The organism is Mesorhizobium sp. B2-4-14, from assembly GCF_006442155.1.
In the GTDB taxonomy this organism is placed as follows: domain Bacteria; phylum Pseudomonadota; class Alphaproteobacteria; order Rhizobiales; family Rhizobiaceae; genus Mesorhizobium.
This window is the reverse complement of the sequence record NZ_VFVA01000030.1, coordinates 35,630-59,017: the sequence shown is the minus strand read 5'-3', so window position 1 is coordinate 59,017 and position 23,388 is coordinate 35,630. Positions and strand designations below refer to the sequence as shown.

Below are 23,388 nucleotides of genomic sequence, written 5' to 3'. Positions count from 1 at the left end.
GGAAACATCAAACGCGCGCCATGCAGATCGCGGTCTGGCCGGAGCCGATGAAGCCAAGCTGGCTGGCGGCGCCCTTCGACAGATCGAGCACGCGGCCCCTGATGAACGGACCACGATCGTTGATGCGGACCACGACGCTACGGCCGTTGTTCTTGTTGGTGACCCGCAGCTTGGTGCCGAAAGGCAAGGTGCGGTGGGCGGCGGTCAGGGCAGAGGGATTCATGCGTTCGCCCGATGCGGTCCGCGAATGCAGCGCGTACCATGAGGCGCGGCCACACTGGCCGGCCGACGCGGTCGCCGAAGTGGCGGAAGCGCCGACCATCAGGCCAGCAGCGAGCGTTACCGCGACAAGCGCGGTTTGTTTGTTGGTCTTCATATTTGGGGGATGGCTCCGTTTTTGACAGGCCTCAGCCGTTAGGTGCCGAATAAGGCGGGAAATACGGCGGCGATCTGGCGGTTCCATGGCGGGAGCACACGTTTGGAGTCACCAGGTAACAGTCTGTCATGGATTTTCCGGCGGCCCGATAGTCAATTCCGATGATCTTCCAACCGACATCGGAGATCCGTTTGACAAGATCCGGGATTAGTCTCCAAGTAGAAACCGGCAAGATTTGCCCACTTCCTTTGGCTCATTCATCCGCGCCACGGCGCCGCAATCGATCGACTGGGAAAGCGAGACCCGTCAATGAGACTGACCAAAAATCTGCTGGCCTTGATTGTGCTCGCCATCGGCGCGCTGTGGTCGCTGCAAGGCATCGGCGTGGTCGGCGGCAGCTTCATGACCGGCCAGTCGCAATGGCTCTATATCGGCCTCGCCGCGATGCTGGTCGGCCTGGCCGGGTTGGTGTGGGCGAACCGCCCGCGCGGCTGAGCCGCTCACTCCTTGTCTTCAAGATCGCCATCCGCGTGCAGTGCGCGCGGCTGAGCAGGCGCTTGCCTGGGTGAGCTGATTTCCTTCGGAAGCTGGAGGGACGGCACGGCAACGCGACAGCGCGCCTCTGCAACATCTTCCAAGCTGGAACATCATTCCCCGTCTGGCCGGGTGATTGGCATGATCTATCTTCTTTCCCGCGACAAACGGCTGGAAAAGAGGCTACGCTGCCGCTCCGCTCTTGGGCGGCCGCTTGATCATGGAGCATCGATATGAGCGAGCACGAGATCGCCGCGTCTGGCAGGGTTTCCCCGGAAAGCGCACCGTCCCGCCTGCTGCCGCCCTACAGATCGGTTCTCGACCTGATCGGCCAGACGCCGGTGGTCGAGCTGACCAGATTCGATACCGGCAAGTGCCGGCTGTTCATCAAGCTCGAAAGCCAGAATCCCGGCGGTTCGATCAAGGACCGCATCGCGCTGTCGATGATCGCGGCGGCCGAGAAAGAGGGCATGCTGAAGCCAGGCGGCACCATCGTCGAGGCGACCGCCGGCAATACCGGCCTTGGCCTCGCCCAGGTCGGCATTCCCAAGGGATACCGCATCATCCTGGTGGTGCCCGACAAGATGTCGCGCGAAAAGATCCAGCATCTGCGCGCGCTCGGCGCGGAAGTGCGCATGACGCGCTCCGATGTCGGCAAGGGGCATCCCGAATATTATCAGGACATGGCCGAGAAGATCGCGGGAGAGCTGCCCGGCGCCTTCTACGCCAACCAGTTCGCCAACCCGGCCAACCCGCTGGCGCATGAGACGACGACCGGCCCCGAAATCTTTTCGCAGCTCGACGGCAATGTCGACGCGGTGGTGGTCGGCGTCGGCTCCGGCGGCACGCTGACCGGGCTCGGCCGCTACTTCGCCGAGGTCTCGCCGAAGACCGAGATGGTGCTCGCCGATCCCGTCGGTTCCGTGCTGGCGCCGCTGATCAAGACCGGCAAGATGGAAGAGGCCGGCAGCTGGACCGTCGAAGGCATCGGCGAGGATTTCGTGCCGCCCAATGCCGACCTGTCGCTGGTGAAGAAGGCCTATTCCGTCAGCGACAAGCAGAGCATGCTGGCGGTGCGCGATCTCCTGTCCCGGGAAGGCATTCTGGCCGGCTCGTCGTCCGGCACGCTGCTGTCCGCCGCCCTGCGCTATTGCCGCGAGCAGACATCGCCCAAGCGTGTGGTCACCTTCGTCTGCGACAGCGGCAACAAATATCTGTCGAAAGTGTTCGACGATATCTGGCTGGCCGAGCAAGGTCTCGCCGATCATGAACAGCATGGCGACCTGCGCGACCTCGTTATGCGCTCGCCCCGCACCGGCGATATCGTCTATGTCGGCCCCGACGAAAGCCTGCTCAACGCCTATGGCCGCATGCGCCGTTCCGATGTGTCGCAGCTGCCGGTGCTCGATGAGGGCAAGCTGATCGGCATCGTCGACGAAAGCGATATACTGGCTCATGTCGACGGCCCCTATGACGGGCGCTGGGAGCGCTTCAACGGCCCGGTGCGGACCGCCATGACCTCCAATCTGCACACGCTGCAGGCGAGCCAGACCCTGGATGCGCTGCTGCCGGTGTTCGACCGCAACGAGGTCGCCATCATCTTCGACGGCGACGAGTTCGTCGGCCTGATAACCCGCATCGACCTGATCAACCATCTGAGGCGCCGCGCGAAATGACATCGACAAGACCACCATTGGGCAAAAACCGCCTGGCCTTCTCCACCCGCACCATCCATGGCGGCCAGAGCCACGATCCGCTGACCGGTGCGGTGATGGTGCCGATCTACGCCACCTCCACCTATGGCCAGCAGTCGCCCGGCGTGCACAAGGGGTTCGAGTATGCCCGCAGCCAGAACCCGACGCGCTTTGCCTTCGAGCGCGCGATGGCCGACCTCGAAAGCGGTTCGGCCGCCTTCGCCTTCGCCTCCGGCCTGGCGGCGATCTCGACCGTGCTGGAGCTGCTCGATTCCGGCGCCCACGTCGTCGCCACCGACGACATCTATGGCGGCTCATTCCGGCTGATGGAGCGGGTGCGCAAGCGCTCGGCCAATTTGCAGGTTAGCTTTGTCGACTTCACCGACCTTGCGGCGGTGGAGGCCGCGATCCGCCCCGAAACCAAACTGCTCTGGGTGGAAACGCCGACAAACCCGCTGCTGCGCATCGTCGACCTTGAAGGCGTCGCGGCGCTCGCCAGGCGCAAGGGCATCCTGTCGGTCGCCGACAACACGTTCTGCAGCCCCTATATCCAGCGGCCGCTGGAACTCGGCATCGACATCGTGGTCCATTCGACGACCAAATATCTCAACGGTCATTCCGACATGGTCGGCGGCGTGGCTGTCGTCGGCGACAACAAGGATCTCGCCGACCGGCTGAAATTCCTGCAGAACGCGATCGGCGCCATATCGGGCCCGTTCGACAGCTTTTTGGCGCTGCGCGGTTTGAAGACGCTGGCACTCAGGATGGAGCGCCATTCGGCCAACGGCCTGAAGATCGCACAATGGCTGGAAGCGCGAAAAGATGTGCGCCGCGTCATCTATCCCGGCCTCGGCAGCCACCCTCAGCATGCCATCGCCGTCCAGCAGATGCATGCCTTCGGCGGCATGATCACCGCCGTGCTCGACCGCGACCTCGCCGGCACAAAGCGCTTCCTCGAGCGCACGCAGCTGTTCACGCTCGCCGAAAGTCTTGGCGGCGTGGAGAGCCTGATCGAGCACCCGGCGCTGATGACGCATGGCTCGATCCCGGCCGAGAAACGCGACGAGATCGGCATATCGGATTCGCTGGTGCGGCTGTCCGCGGGAATCGAGGACGCGGACGATCTGATCGCGGATCTGGAACAGGCGCTAGGGGGTTGAGGGTTCCTGACCTACTGCGCAATCATGTTGAGATGAACATGGCCGATGTTGGCGCCGCCCCTCATTGCCCTGCCGGGCATTGCTCCCCGTATAGTGACGGGGAGAAAGAGCAGTTGCGGCGTCGGCGCTTATTCCGCAGCGTAGAAGATTAGCGAAAACATCGGCGAGGGCGCCCCTCTCCCCGTCACTATACGGGGAGAGGATGCCGGCAGGCAGGTGAGGGGCGGCGCCAATGCCTCAAGATCAAGCGCCAGTCCGATTGACCCAAGGCCCCATCTGTCCGAATTGTAGCGCCCCAACCTCCGGCTCCAGACATCATGGCCACGCGCGACGCTTCAAAACCCACCGAGACCATCACCTTCGCGGTGCTGGTGTTTCCCGGCTTCCCGATGTTGGCGTTCAGCTCCGTCATCGAGCCGCTGCGCGCGGCCAACATTCTGGCGAAGAAGGAATGCTACCGCTGGATCATCGTCGGCGGCACGAAGGGTTCGGTCGAGGCTTCGAACGGCGTCGTCATCCAGCCGGGCTTTTATGCCGAGGATGCGCCGAAGGTCGACCGCGTCGTCGTCTGCTCGGGCGGCGACGCCGATCATCTCGTCGCCGAGGATGCGGCAAGCTGGATCCGCCGCAGCCTGCGCGGCGGCGCCCATATCGGCGCCGTTGCCGATGCGGCGTTCTTCCTCGCCCGCGCCGGCCTGCTCGACGGCCATGCCTGCACCTTGCACTGGACCAGCCAGGCCGCCTTCACCGAGGCCTTTCCCAACATCGAGCTCAGCCGCGATCTCTATGTCATCGACCGCAAGCGTTTCACCTCGGCCGGCGGTGTCGGCAGCCTCGACATGATGCTGGAGATCATCACCCGGGATTACGGTGCCGAGCTTGCCGCCGGCGTCGCCGAATGGTTCGTGCACAGCCAGCTGCGCTCCAGCGTCGACCGCAAGCTGATGCCGCTGCGGCTGCGCACCGGCGTTCGCAACGAACTGGTGCTGTCGGCCATCGCGATCATGGAAGACGCCGTGGAGGAGCGGCTCGGCATGGCCGAACTGACCCAAAAACTCGGCGTTTCTTCTGACAAGCTCGAACGCTCCTTCCGTTCCGAACTCGCCATCTCGCCCAACGGCTACTACCGGCGGCTGCGGCTGAAGCGCGCAGCCGATCTTCTGGCGCATTCGACACTCGCCGTGCGCGACGTGGCGCTGGCCTGCGGCTTTGCCTCGATGTCGAGCTTTGCCCGGGCATTTCGGGAAGAACATGGACATCCGCCGAAGCTGGCGAGAAGGCATTAGCGGGCTTCGGATGCTGGCGGGACAGCGCCCCCCTCTGTCCTGCCGGACATCTGCCCCACAAGGGGGGAGATTGGCCGTTACCTCCGCCTCCACCAGCTCCGACCGTGAGGACATGAGCGCGGCTGCCGAAGCTGCCGATCTCCCCACCTGTGGGGGAGATCGCCGGCAGGCCAGAGGGGGGGCGTGAAGTATCTCGACGGAGCCGTTCGCCAGCGGCATCCCGCACAACACACGCGGTTTTTCGCACAATCCTTTTGTCGCTCCTGCGCCATGGTCGATGCCTGCAACCCACCCAAGGCCAGGTACATGAGCATCGTCGTTTTCGAACCGGACAGCACCGAGGACGTGGACTTCAAGGACCGCATGCGCCATCCGGTGGCGGCCGATCCGGCCGGCGGCATGTGGCTGTCCGACACCGAGCCGTCCTTCATCGATGCCGACGCGCTGCGCAAGGGCCGGCTGGCCAAGCTGCGCGGCTGGATGCGCGAGGCGGGCTATGGCGGCGTCGTGCTGTTCGACCCCTATAACCAGCGCTACGCCACCGGCTCGCGCAACATGTTCGGCTACTTCCTGCGCAACTCGACCCGTTATTTCTTCATCCCGACCGAAGGGCCGGTCGTGCTGTTCGAATATCCGCAGAGCTACCATGTCTCCATGGTGCTCGACACGATCGACGAGGCGCGTCCTTCCAAGCTCGTCTGGTCGTCGGTCTCGGGCCGCGACGACGAGACCGCCGGCCCCTTCGCCGACGAAATCGCCGAACTCCTGAAGAAGCATGGCGGCGGCTCGATGAAGCTCGGCCTCGACCGCTGCAGCCATCTGCAGGCGCTGGCGCTGGAAAAGCGTGGCTGCGAGGTCCGCGATTGTCAGGGCGAGATCCTGGCGGTGCGCGCGGTGAAGACGCCGGAGGAGGTGAAATGCCTGCAGGTGTCGATGGCCGGCGCCGAGGCGGCGGTGGCGGCGGTACGCGAGGCGATCAAACCCGGCGTTTCCGAAAACGACCTGTTCGCCATCATGTATGGCGAGGTGATCCGGCAGGGCGGCGAGTTCATCGAGACGCGGCTGCTGACCTCGGGCCAGCGCACCAATCCCTGGTTCAACGAGGCCAGCGGCCGCAAGATCCGGCCGGGCGAATTGCTGGCGCTCGATACCGACACGATCGGCTGCTACGGCTATTATTCCGACTTCTCCCGCACCTTCCGCTGCGGGCCGGGCAAGCCGACCCCTTACCAGAAGTCGCTCTACCGCATGGCGCATGACCAGGTTCAGCACAACATCTCGATCGTCAAGCCGGGCATGGCCTTCCGCGAGATCGCCGAGAAGGCGTGGAAGATCCCGGACCGCTTCGTCGACCAGCGCTACACCTCGGTCATGCACGGCGTCGGCATGCATGGCGAGACGCCGTTCATCGCCCATGCGATGGACTACGAGACCTATGGCCGCGACGGCCATATCGTGCCAGGCATGGTGGTGAGCGTGGAAAGCTATATTGGCGAGAAGGGCGGCCGCGAGGGCGTCAAGTTGGAGGACGAAATCCTGATCACCGACACCGGCACCGAACTTCTGTCGCGCTTCCCCTATGAGGATGAGTTCCTGGAGAAACAGGTTTGATGCTGGGTCCGTCTCCGTTGGCAACCAGATGGAACGCCCCGCGCTTTCGTCATCCTAGGGCGAAGCAAGGAGCGCAGCGACGCGGCGCAGACCCTAGGATCCATGCCGTGACGCCAAAGCGATGCAACGGCTACGGAATTCTGCTCCGCTGCATTATTCGATCAACGTCACGGCATGGATCCCAGGGTCTCCGCGACGGAGCTGCGCTCCTGCTTCGCCCTGGGATGACGACATGGGGGAGGCGCCGGCCAATCGCAACGGCTTGCGCCAGATCGCTGGACAGGGCGACGCCGAGGTTGAGCCAAGGCCCCTCCGCATGAAAAGCCCCATCTCCATCAAGCGCGGCGCTGTCGCCGCCGTCTTCATCGACCTGCAGGAAGAGCACCGGCAGGATCCACGCTACCTGGTCGACGGCTTTGAAAAAATCCTCGCCAACGTCCGGCGGCTGCAGGCGGCGGCACGCGAGAACCATGTGCCGCTCCACCACTGGGCCTATATCGTCGATCTCGACAAACAGGAGCGGCCGTTTCATCCGCTCGATGCCAACGGCAAATCGGCCTTTTCCGACAAGAGCGACCCGCTGACCGAGATCTGCCACGAGGTGGCGCCGGCCAATGGCGAGGCGTTGCTGATCAAGGCCGAGGCCAGCGCCTTCCGGTCCGGGCCAGCGGCCGATCAGCTCAAGGCTTCGGGCATCGAATGGCTGGTCATATCGGGCGTGTGGACCGAGGCCTGCATCGATGCCACCGTCAAGGATGCGGTGGCCAAGGGTTTTCGCGTGCTGCTGGTCAAGGATGCCTGCGGCAGCGGCAGCGCGGCCATGCACCAGACCGGCATCCTCAACCTTGCCAACCGGCTCTATGGCGGCGCGGTTGTCGACACCGACGGCGCCTGCCGGCTGCTGGCCGGCGAGACGGTCACCGCCTGGCAGGTCGAAGGCTCGGTGCCGCTGCGCTTCAGCTTCGACAACGCGGCCGAGCTTTATGGCGAGCTCTGATGCGCCCGGCCGTGCAGCCTGACATGACCAGCCGCGGCAAGTACGAGACCCGGCTAGACCCGGCCCTGTGGGCGTATATTGACAGCGTCAACGCCTGGTACCCGCAAGAGATCGTCGGCCTGCCTGTCGACAAGCAGCGCGCGGTCTATAACCGGATGTGCCGGGCCTTCCGCCAGGGGCGCCCGTTGGGGGTCAAGACCCGTGACGGCCTGATCGCCGCCGCCGATCATGGCATTCCCGTCCGGCGCTACCAACTCTCGGGCCAGGCCGCGCGAGCCCTGGTCGTCTACTATCATGGCGGCGGCTTCATCCTTGGCGGGCTCGACAGCCATGACGACATCTGCGCCGAGATCTGCGCCGGCACCGGCTTCGACGTGCTGTCGGTCGACTACCGGCTGGCGCCGGAGCATGTCCACCCCGCCGCCTTCAACGATGCGCTGGCCGCCTTCGAATGGGCGGCCGGGACGGGCAGCCTGCCGATCGTGCTGTGCGGCGAGAGTGCCGGCGGCAATCTGGCGGCGGCTGTGGCGCAGGCAACGCGCCGGCATGCCCGCACAGCGATCGGCCAGGTGCTGATCTATCCCGGCCTCGGCGGCGACGAAAGCTCCGGCTCCTATGTCGAGCATGCGGAGGCACCGCTGCTGTCGGTCGGCGATATCGCCTTCTACCGTGATGTCCGCTCCGTCAGGCGGCAATCGCCCGACGATCCGACCTTCTCGCCCTTGCGCGACACCGACTTTTCCGGCCTGCCGCCCACCGTGGTCATCACGGCCGGGTGCGATCCGCTGTCCTCGGATGGCGAGACCTATCGCGACCGTATCGTGGCCGCCGGCGGCAAGGCGTGGTGGCATGAGGAGAAGCGCTTGGTGCACAGTTTCCTGCGCGCCCGAACCACGGTGCCGGCCGCGGCCGAAGCTTTCGCGCGCATTATCGATGCGGTCGCGGCGCTGGGCCGGGGCGAATGGCCGTATTGAGGTTCGTCCTTGTTTCTTGACGCAATTCCGGACGGAGGCCCGTCACTTCTCTCGGAATTGCTTATGACGCCGCAGCGGCACTTGCTTCGGATGAAGTGGCTTGCAGCCACAGTGCCTTTTCGCCGAGCGTGGCGACCATGGCGGCATGGGCGACGCGCTCGGCTTCGGTCAGGCGCGGCCGCAGCGGTGCCAGTCGTTCGGCGACGACGATCTCGATCTGGCGGACATTGTCGCCGCCCTGGGAAGGGCCGGCCACGCTGTCGAGGATGAGGGCGGCCTGCTTGCCGCCGATCAGCTCGATATAGACTTCGGCCAGCAGTTCGGAATCGAGCAGGGCGCCGTGCTTGGTGCGCTTCGTGTTGTCAATGCCGTAGCGCCGGCAGAGCGCGTCGAGCGAATTGGGGCCCATCGGGTGCTTGCGGCGCGCCAGAGCCAGCGTGTCGACGACAAGCCCATTGTCGACCGGCGGATGACCAAGCCGGGCGAACTCGACATTGAGGAAGCCGATATCGAAGGTGGCGTTGTGAGCGATCAGCTTGGCGCCTTCCGTGAACTTCAGCCACTCCTCGGCGATTTCGGCGAAGGTCGGCTTGCCGGCAAGATCCGCCGCGCTGATGCCGTGCACCGCCTGCGCCTCGGCGTGGATCGCGCGGCCCTGCGGGTTGATGTAGTGGTGGAAGGTCTTGCCTGTCGGGAAGCGATTGACCAGCTCGACGCCGCCAAGCTCGATCACGCGGTCATCGCGCGAATCAAGGCCGGTGGTTTCGGTGTCGAAGATGATCTCACGCATCGAATCAGTTGCTCCAAGGGGCAGAATCGCGAGACCGGAACAAAATGGCAATGGGCAATGCCGACAGCATGCCGTCAGGAGGGGGCATTGCCGGAGTTATCCCCGGAGAGTTCGGCGATGATGGCGGCGACGGCATCGCGGGCGGCATCCAGCCCCTGGCCAGTGTCGATGACGAAATCGGCCATGTCGCGTTTCTCCGCGTCCGGCACCTGCTTGGCCAGAATCGATGCCAGTTTTTCCTCCGTCATGCCCGGCCGCGCCAGCACGCGCTGACGCTGGATTTCGGCCGGCGCGGTGACGACCACGACCTTGTCGACGCGGTTGCGGCCACCGGTTTCGAACAGCAGCGGAATGTCGAGCACGGCGATCGATTCGCCGGCGTTACGATGCTTGGCCAGGAAGGTGTCGGCGTCGGCACGAACCAGCGGGTGGATGATGGCTTCAAGCCGCTTCAGCGCGGCGGCGTCGCCGAGCACACGGGCCGCCAGTTTCGCGCGGTCTACGCCTCCGGCGGATGTGGTTCCGGGGAAAGCGGCCTCGACCAAAGGCGCCGCCTTGCCGGCGTAGAGGCGATGCACGGTCTCGTCGGAGTCGTGAACCGGTACGCCCGCCTCGGCGAATATCCTGGCCGTCGTCGACTTGCCCATGCCGATCGAGCCGGTGAGACCGAGCACGATCATGCTTTCGGCACCAGATCGGCGACGATGATCGCGCGGAGCTCAGCCGTAACCTTTGGCCTCACCCCGAACCAGCGTTCGAAACCGGGCACGGCCTGGTTGAGCAGCATGCCGAGGCCGTCGACCGTCTTCAGCCCCCTGGCGCGGGCGGCAGCCAGCAGCGGCGTTTCAAGCGGCACATAGACGATATCGGTAACGATGGCGTGGTCCGGCAACAGGGCCGGATCGGCGGAGAGGCCTTCATTGCCGTGCATGCCGAGTGCCGTGGTGTTGACCAGCAGGCCGGCATCGGCAAGCAGCTCGTTGGTCGCAGCCATGCCGTGTGCCGAAATGCCGGTGTCGAAACGATCCCGTAGTTCCTGCGCCCGGGTAAGCGTGCGGTTGACGATGCGGATGTCGGCGATGCCGCGTTGCTTCAGCGCCTGGATGATGGCGCGCGACGCGCCGCCAGCGCCGAGCACGACCGCGGGTCCGTTGCTCGCCCAGCCCGGTGCGTAGTCGTCAAGATTGGCGGCAAAGCCGTGACCATCGGTGTTGCCGCCCCACAAGACGCCGTCCTCGAACCAAAGCGTGTTGACAGCGCCGATCTCTTCCGCCGCCTGGTCGTGGCGCTCGGCCAGCGCGAAGGCTGCCTCCTTGTGCGGAATGGTGACATTGCCGCCACGAAAGCCGGCCAGCCGCAAGGTCGCGACGAATTCGGCGAAGTCCTGCGGCGCGACGTCGATGGCCTCGTAACTGCCGTCGATGCCATGGGCGGCCAGCCAGTAACCATGGATCTTCGGCGAGCGCGAATGCTTGACCGGATGGCCGGTGACGAAGGCCTTCTTGGTCGCTTCAGCCATCGATCGCTCCCAGCGTGCGCAGTTCCGCCAGCAGCGGCAAAAGCGGCAGGCCGACAATGGTGAAATGGTCGCCCTCGATCTTTTCGAAGAGCTGGATGCCTTCACCCTCGACCTGGTAGGCGCCGACGCTGGCCAGCGCCTTGGCGCCGACACGGGCGAGATGGCGGCCGATGAAAGCGGGGTCGAGCTTGCGCATGGTCATCGAGGCGATGCCGACATGCCGCCACCGCACCTTGCCGTCACGCACCAGCACGGCGGCGCTGTTGAGCAGGTGGGTCTTGCCCGACAACGCCAGGAGATGGCGGCGCGCGCCTTCCATGTCGGCCGGCTTGTGGAACACCTCGTCGCCGAGCGACAGCGTCTGGTCGCAGCCGAGCACCAGCGCACCGGGCCTGCGCTCGCTGACTTCGGTGGCCTTGGCCTCGGCGAGGATGAGGGCGACGTCCTCCGGCGAAACGTCGCTGTCCTGTAAGGGCGCCTCCAGCGCCCGCTCGTCGACATCGGCGGGAACCGCTTCGACGTCAACGCCGGCATTGAGAAGCATCGCCTTGCGGAACGGACTGCCTGAGGCAAGGATGATTTTTTCGGTCATTTTTCCACACAGGCGCGGACACAGGCGCGGTTGGAGTACGGGGCTTATTCAGTGAAGCCGGCGCCGCCCCTCATTGTCCTGCCGGACATTTCTCCCCGTATAGGGACGGGGAGAAAAGGGCAGCTTCGGCGCGGGCGCACCTTCCGGCCACGCTGGCGATTGGCGAAACCATCGATGGCAACGCCCCTCTCCCCGTCCCTATACGGGGAGAGGATGCCGGCAGGCAGGTGAGGGGCAGCGCCGACTTTCCGCTAGGAATCGCAAAACCAACTCTTCGCTCATCTATCTGTTCTTCCCCCGCAGGGCAACGATCGCCGCCGCCGTTTCCTCGATCGAGCGGCGGCTGACGTCGATCATCGGCCAGCCATGCCTGGTGCAGATCTGGCGAGCATAGGCGAGTTCCTCGTTGATGGCGGCGCGGTCGACATAATCGGTCGGCTCGTAGGAACTGCTGTTGCCGAGGATGCGGTTCTGGCGGACATGCGAGATGCGCTCGGCGGTGGCGATCAGCCCGACGACCAGCGGCGCCTTGGCGTTGACCAGGCTTTCGGGCACCGGCACGCCGAGCACGATCGGAATGTTGGCGGTCTTGATGCCGCGATTGGCGAGATAGATGCTGGTCGGTGTCTTCGACGTACGCGAAATACCGATGAGCACGATATCGGCATCGTCCATATTGGCCGGCAGCTGGCCGTCATCATGTTCCATGGTGAAATTGAGGGCATCGATGCGGCGGAAATATTCGGCGTCGAGAACATGCTGGGCGCCGACGCGGCGGCCCGCCGGCGTGCCGAGATAGGACTGGAAGACGGTAAGCACCGGCTCCAGCACCGAGACACAGGGCAGACCCATGGCCGCGCAACGTTCGTCTATGCCGCGCGCCAGCTTCTGGTCGACGACCGTATAGAGAATGATGCCCGGCTCCTCCTCGATGTCTTCGAAAACCTTGGCCACCTGTTTTTCGGTGCGGATGAGCGGGTAGATATGCTCGATGGCGCGCGCATCCTTGTATTGCGCGGAAGCTGCGCGGCCGGCGGCGAGCAGCGTTTCGCCGGTCGCGTCGGAAATCAGGTGCAGGTGAAAGAAGCTCTGGGGTTTGTTCACAGGGATCACCTGGGTCTGTGGGCGGATGTGGATAAGGTCGGACAACGAGCCGGGCTCGTCGGAGGCGACTGTATCAGATGCCAGTTTGTCCACAATTCGATGTGCTGTCGGCTTCGTCGGGCGGCTGGGGACAAATCCGGGGAGGATGTCCTTTGCCTCTCGTCCGTCCACAGGGCCGGCTTTTCCGGCGGCGGCGTAACGCTTTGACTCCGATGATGGATTCCTGATCGTCCCCAGAACCCTGCATTCGGGAGAAAGAAGCGCGCGACAATATGCTTGCTGGCTTTTTGCTTGATGAAGCGGGACAGGTGACAACCACCACAACCAACAGACTCTTAGAATCAGAAGAATCTTAGATATAAGAATATTTGATTAGAAAGAGGCTTGGAGAAGCGAGCGCTCGATGCCCCAGAACCGGATCATGCTGGATGTCCTGAAGGGCAAGGCTCATTTTCCTCCTCCGCTCTGGATGATGCGCCAGGCCGGGCGCTATCTGCCGGAGTATCGTGAAACGCGCCGACGTGCCGGCTCATTCCTTGACCTCTGTTACGATCCCGACCTTGCCGTCGAAGTGACGCTGCAGCCGATCGAGCGCTTCGGCTTCGACGCCTCGATCCTGTTCTCCGACATCCTTGTCGTCCCGCACGCGCTTGGCCGTGATGTTCGCTTCGAAGAGGGGCGGGGCCCGCTGCTGACGCCGATCTCGGCCGCCGAGATTGCGGCTCTGGAGAGCAGCATGTTTCACGTGAATCTCGAACCGGTCTACGAGACGGTTCGTCGGCTGCGGGCGAAACTGCCCGACGAGACGACCCTGATCGGCTTCTGCGGCGCGCCATGGACGGTGGCGACCTATATGATTGCCGGCCACGGTACGTCGGACCAGGCGCCGGCGCGGCTGTTCGCCTATCGCGAACCGGTCGCCTTTCAACAACTGCTGAAGGTACTCGCCGATCATTCGGCGGCCTACCTGATCCGGCAGATCGAGGCCGGCGCTGACGTGGTGCAGATATTCGATTCCTGGTCCGGCGTGCTCGACGATGCCTCTTTTGAACGGTTCTGCGTTCAGCCGGTGGCCGAGATCGTCCGGCAGGTAAGGGCTGTCCATCCCGATGTGCCGATCATCGGTTTTCCCAAGGGCGCCGGTGCGCGCTACCAGACCTATCGGGAGAAGACCGGCGTAACCGGCCTGGGGATTGATTGGACGGTGCCGCTGGAGACCGCGAAGGACTTGCAGCGTTCAGGCGCCGTCCAGGGCAATCTCGATCCGTTGCGGCTGGTGGCCGGCGGCCAGGCGCTCGCCTATGGCGTCGAGGCAATCCTGAAGACGTTGGGCGAAGGCCCGCTGATCTTCAATCTCGGCCATGGCATCACGCCGGAGACTCCGGTCGCGCATGTCGAGGCGATGGTGAAACAGGTGAGGAGTGCGACACGCTGATGGCTCGGTCGGACAGCACCGGAAACACGAACAGCACCGGTTCGGCAATGATGCGCATGGTCGTCGGTATCGCGGCGCTTGTTGTGCTCACCGCTCTGTTGCTTTTAGTCGCGCCTGACAGTTTCTATCCCTGGGCAAAGGCGATCCATATCCTTGCCGTCATTTCGTGGATGGCCGGCATGCTCTATCTGCCGCGCTTGCTGGTCTATCACGCCGATGCCGAAAAGGGCTCGGTGCAATCGGAGACCTTCAAGGTAATGGAGCGGCGCCTGATGCGCGGCATCATCAATCCGGCAATGATCGTCACCTGGATGTTCGGCCTCTGGCTCGCCTGGAAAGGCTTTGGTTTCCAGGGTGGCTGGCTGCACGCCAAGATCGCGGCGGTGCTCCTGTTGTCCGCGGTTCACGGCTATCTCGCCGGCGCGGTGCGCAAATTCGCCGAGGATCGCAATGAAAAGCCGGCGCGGCACTGGCGGATCGTCAACGAGATCCCCACATTGCTGATGGTGGCAATTGTGATCCTGGTTGTCGTCAAGCCTTTCTGAGGCCTGTCAGGTCCGTAAAACGCGGCTTGCTCTTTCAACAGACCGACGATAAAAGACGGGTCTTCCTTCCCGTCATGCGCCGCCCCTCCTTGTTTTCGGCCGCGCCCGGCATTTGTCGCATCCCGCCGATATTTTCCCAAAGCTCACCCAGAGTCCGTCTATGCAAGAAATGAAACTTACCGAGTTCAAGAACAAGAAACCGCCAGAGCTGATCGCCTATGCCGAATCGCTCGAGGTCGAGAACGCCAGCGTGATGCGCAAGCAGGAGCTGATGTTCGCGATCCTGAAGAAGCTGGCAGCACAGGACGTCGAGATCATCGGCGAAGGTGTGGTCGAGGTGCTGCAGGATGGTTTCGGTTTCCTGCGCTCCGCCAATGCCAACTATCTTCCAGGTCCCGACGATATCTACATCTCGCCGTCGCAGATCCGCCGCTTTTCGCTGAAGACCGGCGATACGGTCGAAGGGCCGATCCGCAGCCCGAAAGAGGGCGAGCGCTATTTCGCGCTGCTCAAGGTCAACACGATCAATTTCGACGATCCCGAAAAGATCCGCCACAAGATCCATTTCGACAATCTGACGCCGCTCTATCCGACCTCGCGGCTGAAGATGGAGGTCGAGATCCCGGCCACCAAGGACATATCGTCTCGGGTGATCGATCTGGTGGCGCCGATCGGCAAAGGGCAGCGCGCCTTGATCAACGCGCAGCCGCGCACCGGCAAGACGGTGCTTTTGCAGAACATCGCACACTCCATCACCGCCAACCATCCGGAGTGTTATCTGATCGTGCTTCTGATCGATGAGCGCCCGGAAGAGGTGACCGACATGCAGCGCTCGGTCAAAGGTGAAGTCATCTCCTCGACCTTCGACGAGCCGGCGGTGCGCCACGTGCAGGTCGCCGAAATGGTCATCGAGAAGGCCAAGCGCCTGGTCGAACATGGCCGCGACGTTGTCATCCTGCTCGATTCCATCACCCGCCTCGGCCGCGCCTACAACACCGTCGTGCCGTCCTCCGGCAAAGTGCTGACCGGCGGCGTCGACGCCAACGCGCTGCAGCGGCCGAAGCGCTTCTTCGGCGCGGCGCGCAACATCGAGGAAGGCGGTTCGCTGACCATCATCGCCACGGCGCTGATCGACACCGGCAGCCGTATGGACGAAGTCATTTTCGAGGAGTTCAAGGGCACCGGCAATTGCGAAATCCAGCTGGATCGCAAGGTGGCCGACAAGCGCATCTATCCGGCGATAGACATCCTCAAGTCCGGTACCCGCAAGGAAGACCTTCTGGTCGCGCGTTCGGACCTGCAGAAGATCTTCGTGCTGCGCCGCATCCTGGCGCCGATGGGCACCACCGATGCGATCGAGTTCCTGATCGACAAGCTGAAGCAGACCAAGACCAATGCCGACTTCTTCGATTCGATGAACACGTAACCGGCTATCGGGAATTTCCCGGACCGCGCATCAGGCCCCATTCCGGTCAAGCGGGATGGGGTTTTTTGTTGCCTCCAGATGGGTCGCATTCCGGATACCGCGTGGCTGTATGCGGCGGCGGACGGTGCCAGCCTTATGCGATGGTCCGCGTCTTGTTGAGGCATGATCCTGCCCGAGCCGGTTTGCTGTTTTGACCACATACGCGGTTGGAAGTGACGTGAAGAAGACCATCTCAACGCTTGTCGGCTTTTCAGCCATCCTGACCTGGTCGTTTCTGGCGCTGCTTTCCACGGCCGCGGGGCCGATACCGCCCTTTCAGCTGGCGGCGATGACGTTCTTTCTCGGTGCGCTTGTCGGAATGGGCAGCTGGACCTTCGGTCCAGGCGCGGTCCGTTCGCTGCGGCAGCCCTGGAAGGTCTGGGCGACAGGGGTTGCGGGATTGTGCATCTATCACTGCGCCTATTTCTTCGCGATCCAGTCGGCGCCGCCTGTCGAGGTCAGCCTAATAGCCTATCTCTGGCCCTTGCTGATCGTCGTCCTGGCCGCCTTCCTGCCGGGCGAAAGGCTCAAGGCTCACCACCTTGTCGGCGTCGTCCTTGGCCTTGCCGGGGCGATCGTGGTGATCACCAAGGGCGGCACTATCGGTCTCGCGAATGGCGGGATGAAGGGTCATGTCATTGCCTTGTTCTGTGCCTTCATCTGGGCCGGCTATTCCGTCCTGTCGCGGCGCTTCGGCCAGGTGCCGACCGATGTCGTGGCCGGCTACTGCTTCATCACCGCCGTGGTTGCGCTGGTGTTGCATCTGACGCTGGAAATCACGGTCTGGCCCGAAACGACGATGCAGTGGGCCGCGATCCTTGTTCTCGGCACGATCCCGCTCGGAGCCGGCTTCTACGCCTGGGACCATGGCTGCAAGCACGGGGACATAATGATCCTGGGTGCCTTGTCTTATGCCGCGCCGCTGTTTTCGGTGATCGTGCTGTAGTTGGCCGGGTTTGGCGTGTTCCACTGGTCCGTGGCGCTTGCCTGCGCGCTGATCATGGTCGGCGCGGTGATCGCGGCCAGGGATCTGCTGTTCAAGCCGCGGCCGGATGCGAAATCGGTCAGGACATTGCCTTCGGCTGTACAGGCGGAAGCGGACGCCGCCCGACGGAAAATCGCCTCACACATTTCCCGAGTTGCCTATTGGCGGCGCAGAAGAGGCTCGAGCTCTTGCGGGTCGCTTACAGCGGGAAGGCAAAGCTGGCCCGTACAAAGCCAGGCGCCCGCCCTGTTGGTCGGTGGGAAAATGCCGCCGGGCAGCAAGGGTCGATTCGCTTCCGAACCAATCGCCGCAATGATGTCGACGCGACGCGGGTCAGGACGTCGATTCGCAACCGTAACGAGCGTTGGATCCTCCAGCTTGTCCACCACGACCAACTTCAACGGCTCGATCGCGAGCGCACACGCATTGATGATGCCCGCCTGACCATAGGCCTGCTGCGCCGCCCGGCCGGCGGCGTGCTCGGCGATCTTCCACGCTCTCTCCTGCAGTTCGAGATCGCCGGTAACGGAAGCCAGCCGGACCAGCGCTTCGATGATCTGGCTGGTGGCTGACGGAATGGCCTCGTCGACATCGCCCCTGATGCGGATCGGCACGTCCGTGCTGTCGGAAGCGGTCAGGTAGTGGCCGGTGCCCTCGGCATCGAAGTGCCAGCGGTCGAGCTGCTCGATGAACCGGCTGGCCTGATCGACATAGCGCCATTTGCCTGACGCCTCGAACAGCGAGATCGCCGCATTGGTCATGGCGGCATAGTCGCTGGACAAAGCAGGAAACAGCTTTCTGACGCCAAGCATGGAGTGCGGCAGGCGGCCGTCGCGGCTGGCGGCGCTGATATGGGCAAAGGCCTTGGCCGCCGCATCGATCCAGTCGGGTCGCGCCAGCGATCGGCCGGCCTCCGCGAGCGCCGCGATCATCAGGCCGTTCCAGTCGGTCAGGGCTTTCGCGTCGAGGCCTGGCCGAACCCGACCTTCGCGAGCGGTGAGAAGTTCTGTCTTGAGCGGTATCAGCCGTTCGCGAGCGGCCACGCTTTGGGTTTGCTGGGCGCGGGTTTGATGGACAACCGGCTTGCCTACCCAACCGTGCGGGCTGGAGAGCGTGAAGTGTTTGAAAAACAAGCCAGAATTGTCGCCGAGGACAGCTTCGATCTCCTCCTTGGCCCAGGTGTAGAAAAGGCCTTCCTCGCCATCGCTGTCGGCGTCCAGGCTGGCGGCAAAGGCACCGCCGTCGACGCGCATTTCGCGCAGCAGCCACTCCACGGTCTCTTCGATTCGCGTCCGGAACAAGTCGTTGCCGCTCGCCGCGTATGCCCAGTTGCACAAGCGGATGAGCTGGGCGTTGTCGTAGAGCATCTTTTCGAAATGCGGCACCAGCCATTCCGCGTCGGTCGAGTAACGGCTGAGCCCGCCGCCGATGTGATCATAGATGCCGCCGCCCAGCATCTGTTCCAGGCTGATGAGCACGTCGTCGCGATGCGTGGGATCGCCGTCGCGCAGCCAAGACAGCCACAGCGTGAGCATGAATGGCGCATTCGGGAATTTGGGCGCGCCGCGCAGGCCGCCAAGGTCACGGTCGATCATGCCGGAGATGCGGCCGGCAAGATCGGACAATGTATCGCGATCGAGAAGCGCCTTGGCATGAGCGCCCGAGAGCCGCGCCTCGACATGGGTGGTCAGGCCGTCGGCGCTCTGGTTCAGGCTGGCCCTCTTCTCGCGCCAAGCCTTGTCCACCGCCTCCATCACCTGGATGAAGCCCGGGCGGCCAAAGCGCGGCTCCCTGGGAAAATAGGTGCCGCCCCAGAACGGCTTGCCATCCGGCGTCAGGAACATGGTCAGCGGCCAGCCGCCCTGCTCGCCCATGGAGGAGAGCGCGGCCATATAGATCTGATCGATGTCGGGGCGCTCCTCTCGGTCCACCTTGATATTGACGAACAGACGGTTCATGACGGCGGCGACGTCGTGGTTCTCGAAGCTTTCATGGGCCATGACATGGCACCAGTGGCAGGCGGCATAGCCGACGGAGAGCAGGATCGGCCTGTCCAGGGCTCTTGCCTCTTCGAGCGAAGCCGGCGACCAGGCCCGCCAATGCACCGGATTGCCGCTGTGTTGCTGCAAATAGGGGCTGGCTTCGTCGGCAAGCAGGTTTTGCGCGGGCAATGTCACAACGGGCAACTCGGTCACAGTGGGTAGTTGGGCGGCAACTTGGTTAGGTGTGGCGGAAGCTAGGGCGGTTCGACAGGGTGGGCAAATGATTTCAGCCGATTCGATCGTTGCGCTGTCCAGTGGCCGGCTACCAGCCGGCGTCGCCGTCATCCGCATTTCCGGCTCGCAGACTCGATTCGTGGTCGAAACGATCGTCGGCCGCATGGTTAAGGACCGGGTGGCGCTCTTGCGCACGTTCAGGGCACCGGATGGAACGGTGCTGGACAGCGGGTTGGTCATCTTCTTCCCAAGGCCGGCCAGCTTCACCGGTGAGGATGTCGCCGAATTTCATGTCCATGGCGGGCGCGCGGTGGTGGCCAGGATGCTGGAGACAATCACCGGCTTTGCCGGCGTCAGGCATGCCGAGGCTGGCGAATTCACGCGCCGCGCCTTTCTCAATGGCAAGGTCGATCTGGTCGAGACCGAGGCGCTGGCGGATCTGGTCAACGCCGAGACCGAAGCGCAGCGGCGCTTTGCCCTCCGGAATGCCGAGGGGGTCCAGAGTGAGCTCTATCTTGGCTGGCGTCGCAGGCTTGTCCATGCACGCGCCATGATCGAGGCCGAGATCGACTTTGCCGATGAGGACGATGTGCCCGGTGCCGTTTCGGAGACGGTATGGTCCGATGTCGGAATGATGATCGGCGAGATCGCCTGCCACATCGCCGGTTTCCGCACCGCCGAGATCATCCGCGACGGCTTTGAGGTTGTGATCCTCGGCGCGCCGAACGCCGGCAAGTCGAGTCTGTTCAACGCTTTGGCGCGGCGCGATGCAGCTATTGTAACGGATGAGCCTGGCACGACGCGGGATCTGCTCGAGGTGGCGCTGGATCTCGGGGGGTTGCGCATCCGGTTGACGGACACAGCGGGATTGCGTGAGGCGACAGGCAAGGTCGAAGCGATCGGTATCGAGAAAGCGCGAGCCAAGGCCGATCGCGCCGATCTCGTGTTGCTGTTGGAGGACGTGGCGAAACCCGGCGATGTCGGTTCTCTGCCCGGTTCGGTACCGGTGCTGCGGGTCGGGACCAAGCTCGATCTGCTCGACGAGCAGGCGGCAGTGGCAGCGAGCCGTCATTATGATCTCGTTATTTCGATCCTGAATGGGGCGGGCGTGGACGCGCTGCTCGCGGAGATCGGCCAGCGCGCGGTGGAGGCGGCCGGCAACCTTGGCGATGTTCTGCCGTCACGTCTGCGCCACGTCGAATTGCTTGGCGAAGCGAACCGCCATCTGCTTCGGGCGACCGACGGCCGTGCCATAGGCCAGGAACTGCGTGCGGAGGAATTGCGGCTGGCGGCGGATCGGCTCGGCCGAATTGTCGGCGCCATTGATGTCGAGGACATGCTGGATGTGATCTTCGCGCAGTTCTGCATTGGGAAATGACTCACGTGAAACACGCACCGGGGCGAAGACGCTTAAGGATTCACGTGAAACACCGGCAGCGCTGGATTCCCCCAATCGTTCCATTGATTCACGTGAAACGGCGTTGCCGGACCCTGCCGCTCTGTTTCACGTGAAACTTGCCGCGAAGTTTTCTTGACAGCTTCGCCCCGCGGGGACATGTGTCCTCTATCTCTTTCGAGCCCAGGATTTGGAAATGACCGATCACTATGATGTGGTTGTGGTGGGCGGCGGCCATGCGGGTTGCGAGGCTGCGAGCGCCGCCGCGCGTGCCGGCGCCAGGACCGCGCTGGTGACGTTGCGCTTCGAGACGATCGGCGTGATGTCGTGCAACCCGGCGATCGGCGGGCTTGGCAAAGGGCATCTGGTGCGCGAGATCGACGCCATGGACGGCCTGATGGGCCGTGTGGCGGATGCTGCGGGCATCCAGTTCCGCCTGCTCAACCGACGCAAAGGCCCAGCGGTACGCGGCCCGCGCACGCAAGCCGACAGGAAGCTCTATCGCCTGGCGATGCAGGAAGCGATTCGGCAGCAGAACGATCTCGACGTAGTCGAGGCCGAGGTGCTGGACTTCGAAATCGTGGACGGGCGGATCTCAGCCGTCCTGCTGGCCGATGGCCGCAGGCTTGCTTGCAGCGCGGTGGTGCTCACGACCGGAACTTTCCTGCGCGGCCTCATTCATATCGGCGAGAAGAAGATTGTCGCCGGCCGCATGAACGAGCAGGCGAGCCTTGGCCTGTCGGCGACGATGTCCCGCGCCGGGTTTCAACTCGGCCGCTTGAAGACTGGTACGCCGCCGCGGCTGGACGGGCGGACCATCGACTGGGCGTCGCTCGAAAGCCAGGCGGCCGACGAGGATCCGGTGCCGTTCTCGCTGATGACCGATCGTATCGAGACGCCGCAGATCGAGTGCGGCATCACGCGCACGACCACCGCCACCCACGAGCTGATCCGTGCCAATCTCGGCCGCTCCGCCATGTATTCCGGTTCGATCGAAGGCGTTGGGCCACGTTACTGCCCGTCGATCGAGGATAAGATCGTCAAGTTCGGCGACCGGGATGGGCATCAGATCTTTCTCGAACCGGAAGGGCTGGACGACGCCACCGTCTATCCGAATGGCATCTCGACCTCGCTGCCCGAGGATGTCCAGCTCGATATTTTGAAGACCATTCCGGGCCTGGAGCGGGCTGTGATGCTGCAGCCCGGCTATGCGATCGAGTATGATCATGTCGATCCGCGCGAGCTTGATCAGACACTCGAGACCAAGCGCGTCGCCGGGCTCTTCCTCGCCGGGCAGATCAACGGCACGACCGGTTATGAGGAGGCAGCCGGGCAAGGCTTGCTGGCCGGCATCAACGCGGCGCGGCGGGCGTCGGGCGGCGAGCAGGTCGTGCTCAGCCGCACCGAGGCCTATATCGGTGTGATGGTCGACGACCTGACCAGTCGCGGCATCAGCGAACCGTACCGGATGTTCACCTCGCGCGCCGAATTCCGGCTGTCGCTGCGCGCGGACAATGCGGACGAGCGGTTGACGTCGCTGGCGGAGAAGCTGGGGATCGCTTCGGCGCAACGCATGCAGCGTTATGGCAATGTCATGCAGCGGCTCGACGAAGCTCGGCAGCTGGCTACCGCGCTGACGATGACGCCTAATGAGGCGGCGCGGCACGGACTGGAGATCAATCGCGATGGCGTTCGCCGGTCGGGCTATGAGCTGCTGGCCTACCCCGGCGTCGACCTCGCCTGGCTGGCGACGATTGAACCGCGCTTTGCGGCAATTGATGCCCAGACGGCGGAGCGCCTTGAAACGGAGGCGAAATATTCTGTTTACCTCGACCGTCAGAAGACCGACGTCGCCCAGATCCGGCATGAGGAGAGCCGGCAGATCCCGGAAAGCGTCGATTTCGCCGGCGTGCCTGGTCTGTCCAATGAGTTGAAGCAGAAGATGCAGGCGCGGCGGCCGCGCTCCATCGCTGACGCCCAGCGCATGGAGGGCATGACGCCTGCCGCATTGGCGATCATTGTCGCGCATGTCCGCCACCATGAGAGCGCCCAGAGGAATGTTGCGTGAGTCCTATGTCCTGGAAGAGCCTGCAGGACGCGGCCGGCCCGGTTTCACGTGAAACATTCGATCGCCTGACGGCGTTCGAGCGGATGTTCCAGAAATGGAACCGCAGCATCAATCTGGTGGCGCAGTCGACCTCGGGCGATGTCTGGCACCGCCACATCCTCGACAGCGCACAGCTTGGACGCATAGAGCCCAATGCCACGCGCTGGGTCGACATCGGTTCGGGCGGCGGATTTCCGGGCCTGGTCATGGCCTTCCTGCTCGCCGAGCGCGATGGGGCGAGCATCGATCTGGTGGAAAGCAACCGCAAGAAGGCGTCGTTCCTGCAGACCGTCATCGGCCAGTTCAACCTGCCGGCACGGGTCGTGGCGCGGCGCATCGAAGACAGCCATGCACTTGTTTCGACGCCGCAAATCGTCACGGCGCGGGCCTTGGCCTCGCTCTCGGTATTGCTGGACCTGTCGGCGCCTTGGCTGACGTCGGGCGCGCGCGGGCTATTCCACAAAGGCAGGGATTATCGCGCGGAGGTGCAAGAAAGCGTTAACCGATGGTCCTTCGATCTGGTAGAACATCCCAGTGTAACCGACCCCCATGGCGTCATCCTTGAACTGTCTGACGTGCGACCTGTCTGATCTTCGCCTTGT

General features: G+C 63.7%; 22 protein-coding genes. 14 read left to right on the top strand and 8 right to left on the bottom strand.

Annotated features, from left to right (window positions below; genetic code table 11):
* Positions 1-7: 7 nt before the first annotated feature.
* Entirely contained in the window at positions 8-376 is a 369-nt protein-coding gene (locus FJ938_RS22610) for a septal ring lytic transglycosylase RlpA family protein (RefSeq protein WP_140613428.1), read from the bottom strand.
* Positions 377-685: 309 nt separating this feature from the next.
* On the opposite strand from FJ938_RS22610, the gene FJ938_RS29590 reads away from it, so the two are divergent.
* From FJ938_RS29590 to FJ938_RS22570, 7 genes are all read left to right on the top strand, one after another.
* Positions 686-871, top strand: coding sequence for a hypothetical protein (locus tag FJ938_RS29590; RefSeq protein WP_181168944.1), 186 nt, complete (start codon positions 686-688; stop codon positions 869-871).
* A gap of 272 nt (positions 872-1,143) precedes the next feature.
* On the top strand, positions 1,144-2,586 hold the full coding sequence (locus tag FJ938_RS22600; RefSeq protein WP_140697587.1) for a pyridoxal-phosphate dependent enzyme: 1,443 nt from the start codon (positions 1,144-1,146) through the stop codon (positions 2,584-2,586).
* Positions 2,583-3,764: a PLP-dependent aspartate aminotransferase family protein gene (locus tag FJ938_RS22595; protein ID WP_140697584.1), complete on the top strand. Its 1,182-nt coding sequence runs from the start codon at positions 2,583-2,585 to the stop codon at positions 3,762-3,764. The genes FJ938_RS22600 and FJ938_RS22595 overlap by 4 nt, the downstream gene beginning before the upstream one ends.
* 317 nt (positions 3,765-4,081) lie before the next feature.
* Complete coding sequence (locus FJ938_RS22585) at positions 4,082-5,050, top strand: GlxA family transcriptional regulator (RefSeq protein WP_140612837.1); 969 nt, start codon at positions 4,082-4,084, stop codon at positions 5,048-5,050.
* Between the two features lie 306 nt (positions 5,051-5,356).
* Positions 5,357-6,661: a Xaa-Pro peptidase family protein gene (locus FJ938_RS22580; protein ID WP_140697581.1), complete on the top strand. Its 1,305-nt coding sequence runs from the start codon at positions 5,357-5,359 to the stop codon at positions 6,659-6,661.
* A 316-nt stretch (positions 6,662-6,977) separates the two neighbouring features.
* The gene (locus FJ938_RS22575) at positions 6,978-7,658 is read left to right on the top strand and encodes an isochorismatase family protein (RefSeq protein ID WP_140697577.1); all 681 of its coding nucleotides are present in this window, start codon (positions 6,978-6,980) and stop codon (positions 7,656-7,658) included.
* A 23-nt stretch (positions 7,659-7,681) separates the two neighbouring features.
* Positions 7,682-8,632: an alpha/beta hydrolase gene (locus FJ938_RS22570; protein ID WP_140697609.1), complete on the top strand. Its 951-nt coding sequence runs from the start codon at positions 7,682-7,684 to the stop codon at positions 8,630-8,632.
* Positions 8,633-8,693: 61 nt separating this feature from the next.
* Here FJ938_RS22570 and dnaQ read toward each other — a convergent pair whose 3' ends face one another.
* The 5 genes from dnaQ to FJ938_RS22540 form a co-directional block, all read right to left on the bottom strand.
* Positions 8,694-9,422, bottom strand: coding sequence for a DNA polymerase III subunit epsilon (gene dnaQ, locus FJ938_RS22565; RefSeq protein ID WP_140697574.1), 729 nt, complete (start codon positions 9,420-9,422; stop codon positions 8,694-8,696).
* A gap of 74 nt (positions 9,423-9,496) precedes the next feature.
* Positions 9,497-10,102 (bottom strand): dephospho-CoA kinase, encoded by a 606-nt coding sequence (gene coaE, locus FJ938_RS22560; RefSeq protein ID WP_140612842.1) that lies wholly within the window; start codon positions 10,100-10,102, stop codon positions 9,497-9,499.
* Entirely contained in the window at positions 10,099-10,941 is an 843-nt protein-coding gene (locus tag FJ938_RS22555; protein WP_140612843.1) for a shikimate dehydrogenase, read from the bottom strand. The genes coaE and FJ938_RS22555 overlap by 4 nt, the downstream gene beginning before the upstream one ends.
* Positions 10,934-11,533: a Maf-like protein gene (locus tag FJ938_RS22550; protein ID WP_140612844.1), complete on the bottom strand. Its 600-nt coding sequence runs from the start codon at positions 11,531-11,533 to the stop codon at positions 10,934-10,936. Before FJ938_RS22550 ends, FJ938_RS22555 begins: the two co-directional genes overlap by 8 nt.
* 282 nt (positions 11,534-11,815) lie before the next feature.
* Entirely contained in the window at positions 11,816-12,637 is an 822-nt protein-coding gene (locus FJ938_RS22540) for a pyruvate, water dikinase regulatory protein (RefSeq protein ID WP_140697572.1), read from the bottom strand.
* A gap of 403 nt (positions 12,638-13,040) precedes the next feature.
* On the opposite strand from FJ938_RS22540, the gene hemE reads away from it, so the two are divergent.
* From hemE to FJ938_RS22520, 4 genes are all read left to right on the top strand, one after another.
* Entirely contained in the window at positions 13,041-14,072 is a 1,032-nt protein-coding gene (gene hemE, locus FJ938_RS22535; RefSeq protein ID WP_140697570.1) for a uroporphyrinogen decarboxylase, read from the top strand.
* Positions 14,072-14,617 (top strand): protoporphyrinogen oxidase HemJ, encoded by a 546-nt coding sequence (gene hemJ / locus FJ938_RS22530; protein ID WP_140697567.1) that lies wholly within the window; start codon positions 14,072-14,074, stop codon positions 14,615-14,617. The genes hemE and hemJ overlap by 1 nt, the downstream gene beginning before the upstream one ends.
* A 160-nt stretch (positions 14,618-14,777) precedes the next feature.
* Positions 14,778-16,043 (top strand): transcription termination factor Rho, encoded by a 1,266-nt coding sequence (gene rho, locus FJ938_RS22525; protein WP_140697565.1) that lies wholly within the window; start codon positions 14,778-14,780, stop codon positions 16,041-16,043.
* Positions 16,044-16,260: 217 nt separating this feature from the next.
* On the top strand, positions 16,261-17,028 hold the full coding sequence (locus FJ938_RS22520) for an EamA family transporter (protein WP_348642290.1): 768 nt from the start codon (positions 16,261-16,263) through the stop codon (positions 17,026-17,028).
* Here FJ938_RS22520 and FJ938_RS30440 read toward each other — a convergent pair.
* Positions 16,992-17,123 (bottom strand): hypothetical protein, encoded by a 132-nt coding sequence (locus FJ938_RS30440; protein WP_348640936.1) that lies wholly within the window; start codon positions 17,121-17,123, stop codon positions 16,992-16,994. The genes FJ938_RS22520 and FJ938_RS30440 overlap by 37 nt on opposite strands.
* Before the next feature lie 102 nt (positions 17,124-17,225).
* A complete protein-coding gene (locus FJ938_RS22515; protein ID WP_140697563.1) occupies positions 17,226-19,244 on the bottom strand; it encodes a thioredoxin domain-containing protein in 2,019 nt (672 codons plus the stop codon).
* A gap of 85 nt (positions 19,245-19,329) precedes the next feature.
* Here FJ938_RS22515 and mnmE point away from each other — a divergent pair, with 85 nt between their 5' ends.
* The 3 genes from mnmE to rsmG all read left to right on the top strand — a co-directional run bounded on the left by mnmE (position 19,330) and on the right by rsmG (position 23,376).
* Positions 19,330-20,661 (top strand): tRNA uridine-5-carboxymethylaminomethyl(34) synthesis GTPase MnmE, encoded by a 1,332-nt coding sequence (gene mnmE, locus FJ938_RS22510; protein ID WP_140697561.1) that lies wholly within the window; start codon positions 19,330-19,332, stop codon positions 20,659-20,661.
* A 214-nt stretch (positions 20,662-20,875) separates the two neighbouring features.
* Positions 20,876-22,747: a tRNA uridine-5-carboxymethylaminomethyl(34) synthesis enzyme MnmG gene (mnmG, locus tag FJ938_RS22505; RefSeq protein WP_140697559.1), complete on the top strand. Its 1,872-nt coding sequence runs from the start codon at positions 20,876-20,878 to the stop codon at positions 22,745-22,747.
* On the top strand, positions 22,744-23,376 hold the full coding sequence (gene rsmG / locus FJ938_RS22500) for a 16S rRNA (guanine(527)-N(7))-methyltransferase RsmG (protein WP_140697557.1): 633 nt from the start codon (positions 22,744-22,746) through the stop codon (positions 23,374-23,376). Before mnmG ends, rsmG begins: the two co-directional genes overlap by 4 nt.
* Positions 23,377-23,388: the final 12 nt, after the last annotated feature.

Coding starts and splice junctions, on each gene's coding strand:
- hemJ (WP_140697567.1), top strand. CDS start 14,072: ATGGCTCGGTCGGACAGCACCGGAAACACGAACAGCACCGGTTCGGCA.
- FJ938_RS29590 (WP_181168944.1), top strand. CDS start 686: ATGAGACTGACCAAAAATCTGCTGGCCTTGATTGTGCTCGCCATCGGC.
- rho (WP_140697565.1), top strand. CDS start 14,778: ATGCAAGAAATGAAACTTACCGAGTTCAAGAACAAGAAACCGCCAGAG.
- FJ938_RS22595 (WP_140697584.1), top strand. CDS start 2,583: ATGACATCGACAAGACCACCATTGGGCAAAAACCGCCTGGCCTTCTCC.
- FJ938_RS22555 (WP_140612843.1), bottom strand. CDS start 10,941: ATGGCTGAAGCGACCAAGAAGGCCTTCGTCACCGGCCATCCGGTCAAG.
- mnmE (WP_140697561.1), top strand. CDS start 19,330: ATGATTTCAGCCGATTCGATCGTTGCGCTGTCCAGTGGCCGGCTACCA.
- hemE (WP_140697570.1), top strand. CDS start 13,041: ATGCCCCAGAACCGGATCATGCTGGATGTCCTGAAGGGCAAGGCTCAT.
- FJ938_RS22585 (WP_140612837.1), top strand. CDS start 4,082: ATGGCCACGCGCGACGCTTCAAAACCCACCGAGACCATCACCTTCGCG.
- FJ938_RS22580 (WP_140697581.1), top strand. CDS start 5,357: ATGAGCATCGTCGTTTTCGAACCGGACAGCACCGAGGACGTGGACTTC.
- FJ938_RS22575 (WP_140697577.1), top strand. CDS start 6,978: ATGAAAAGCCCCATCTCCATCAAGCGCGGCGCTGTCGCCGCCGTCTTC.
- FJ938_RS22570 (WP_140697609.1), top strand. CDS start 7,682: ATGACCAGCCGCGGCAAGTACGAGACCCGGCTAGACCCGGCCCTGTGG.
- FJ938_RS22550 (WP_140612844.1), bottom strand. CDS start 11,533: ATGACCGAAAAAATCATCCTTGCCTCAGGCAGTCCGTTCCGCAAGGCG.
- mnmG (WP_140697559.1), top strand. CDS start 20,876: ATGACCGATCACTATGATGTGGTTGTGGTGGGCGGCGGCCATGCGGGT.
- coaE (WP_140612842.1), bottom strand. CDS start 10,102: ATGATCGTGCTCGGTCTCACCGGCTCGATCGGCATGGGCAAGTCGACG.
- dnaQ (WP_140697574.1), bottom strand. CDS start 9,422: ATGCGTGAGATCATCTTCGACACCGAAACCACCGGCCTTGATTCGCGC.
- FJ938_RS22610 (WP_140613428.1), bottom strand. CDS start 376: ATGAAGACCAACAAACAAACCGCGCTTGTCGCGGTAACGCTCGCTGCT.
- FJ938_RS22600 (WP_140697587.1), top strand. CDS start 1,144: ATGAGCGAGCACGAGATCGCCGCGTCTGGCAGGGTTTCCCCGGAAAGC.